This window comes from Microcystis sp. LE19-10.1B, assembly GCF_027530565.1.
Taxonomy (GTDB): domain Bacteria; phylum Cyanobacteriota; class Cyanobacteriia; order Cyanobacteriales; family Microcystaceae; genus Microcystis; species Microcystis aeruginosa.
The window spans coordinates 1-2,423 of the sequence record NZ_JAPZQM010000207.1 but is presented as its reverse complement, the minus strand read 5'-3'; the positions used below and the strand labels follow the sequence as shown (position 1 = coordinate 2,423).

The 2,423-nt window shown below is 35.4% G+C and carries 3 protein-coding genes; all 3 read right to left on the bottom strand.

From position 1 onward, the window contains the following. Nucleotides 1–1,456 (bottom strand): GUN4 domain-containing protein (locus tag O9332_RS07730; RefSeq protein WP_288024710.1); only part of this gene is annotated, 1,456 nt, incomplete at its 3' end. A 112-nt stretch (nt 1,457–1,568) separates the two neighbouring features. Beyond that, nucleotides 1,569–2,000 (bottom strand): hypothetical protein, encoded by a 432-nt coding sequence (locus O9332_RS07725; protein ID WP_002761472.1) that lies wholly within the window; start codon nt 1,998–2,000, stop codon nt 1,569–1,571. A 51-nt stretch (nt 2,001–2,051) separates the two neighbouring features. Beyond that, nucleotides 2,052–2,423, bottom strand: a 372-nt coding sequence (locus O9332_RS07720; protein ID WP_288024708.1) for a phospholipase effector Tle1 domain-containing protein, incomplete at its 5' end; no start/stop codon positions are given.

Here is a 2,423-nt window from a genome sequence, read left to right as displayed (position 1 = left end):
AGTTTAGTTGCTCATAATTGAGCCATTGACCTTCCTTCCGCCAACCTAGGCGATCGCCAAGTTTCTTTTGGGTTTCATAATCCACTAAACCACCGAGACTAGAGAAAATGGCTTGCTGAATACTAAAACCGAAATGACCATGACTATAATGAAGCCAAAGTTGATCAATTTTTTTCAGATCCGAACAAGGTAATTGAGCAATATCTTGAGGATAAACCTCATTCCAGTAGGTTCTACCCAAAATTTTTAATAGTAGTTGGGTTGTTTGGCGATCGGCCGCTTGCCACTGTTGCTTTTTTAGCAAATCTTGTAATTGACTATAATCAAGATCCACGGATTCTTGAGTTAAGATATTTGGGGAAGTCGGGGGATTTTTAGAACTAGAAGATTTGTCAAGATTGTTTTGAGAGAATTGAGAAACAACTATTGCCAGGGGAATTTTGGGGATAGTGTCTTTTTGACAAACCTCTTGTTCTGCTAAATGAGCAGATAATTTATTGATGGTTGTTTCTAGGGAAATAAATTGTGCTGACCATTCACTTTCATTGAATAAGTAATCATTAAATTGCTCAGAGGAAAAAGCCTCTTTTAACCTTGCTTCTTTCTCGTAACCAGTTGCTAGAAAATTTAACAAAAACTCAGAATTTATGGCGGAATCTGACGTTTCTAAGAGATCAGGCTGAGGTGGAAAAATATTATCTACCAAATACTTAATTTCTCCAACTGTTGCATAAAATTCTTCATCCACCTTAAGGACTTCTTCTATTAATAATTGAAAAGGAGCAAAATAGTCCTGTAAGTAGTTTTCAAAATTAATCGCGTTTTGGGCAAGATTAGCAATTTCTTGGCGAACTTGTTGGGATTTGAGTTGGTAATGATTTAATTCCTCATAAATTTTGATTTCTTGAATAATTGCTTGCACAATTTTTTTCTGCTTTTGAGTATCCTCGGCTAATTTCTGCACTCCTTCCCCGAGTAATTTCGTTTTTTTCAACATCAAAAAAGATGTTTTTCCCAGTAGCAAAATCGCCCGAAAATTTTCCTGTTTTTCTAGCTTGAGTTGATTGAGAATGTTTTGATTATTATTATTTTTAATTTCTAACTTTATTCTCTCGTAGTCTAAGATTTTTAATTCTTGATATTTTTGGGAAAATAAAATTTTGAGATTGTCACTGAGTTGTAGTAAAAAACGATAATATCCATCTTGATAGATTTCTAGTCCGTTAATTAATAAATTGTAGTCTTTAATTAATAACTGCGTCTCAATCAAGATTTCTTGTTGAGTAATTTTTTCTTTTCGTTTAATAATCTTACCAAAATAGTAATGGTAGCGAACTCCTTCTTGAATTAATTTCCGACGTTCTTTGATGATTTTCTGAAAGTTCTTTAAGTATCTATTTTTAAAAACAGGAAGTTGATAGCTTTGCTCATAAATGGCAATTTTTTTATAGGTCATCAGATGTGGACAGTTCCTATTTAGCATAGCTATCTTAGACCAAAAAATTCCTCAGTACTTAGCAATAATCATCCGCTACTCCCAGCTATTACAAGAGGGAGCAATACCTAAATTAAACATTTTCAACTTCAACAACAACTGGTTCATTTTTAATAATTGGTTCATTTTCAATAACAACTGTTTGAGGACTTTCAGGAGTTGGCTCAGTTACCGTTTCTGGCTGCTTTACTGTCTGTTCTTGATACTCGGTTAAGTGTTTTTTGGTTTTTAATTTCAGGTCATCAGTCAGAGGTAAAGTATCAATTTCAGCTAAAAGTGTTTCCAGGGATTCTTTTTTACTTCGCTCAGTGTAAAAAGAATTCAGAACCGCTTCAATTCCGTACTCGGCAATCGCATCTCCTAAGACGGTAACTAACCCCATCGCTCCAATACCCAGAAAAACTACAAAGGGTTGTCCGAGGGTCAGAATTAGCACGATGACGGCAATAATAGCCGAAGCTAAATAAGCACCTGCTACTTTTTTAATAATGTTATCGAGTTCCATAAAAATCACCTCAAATTTCTAGCGCAGGATTCATTTAATTTTAAAGCAAGGTTACTCTGTCTTTTGATCGCTGTCAAGTAAAGCTTGAAGAAAAGGTTCAAGACTTTTGGGACGATAATCGGAAAAAGCCTTTAATCGTTTTACCACACTGTGATGAACAGTGACAACTTTTGTATTGAAATATCGCGACTGCTCACCTCCCAAGGCCGACAATCCCTTAAGCGTATTATCGAACTTGATGGTCGGGTCTGGTTTAATTGGGAATTCCTCAGATTCAGGGGGGGTTGAGTCAAACTCTAATCCCAATTTTTTGGCTTGATTAATCATCCATTGTAACGGGTAATCGGAAATTCCTTGATATTCTTTTTTGCCACCACCTAGACAGGTATGTTCACCCACAAATAAAACTTCTTTGACAACTTG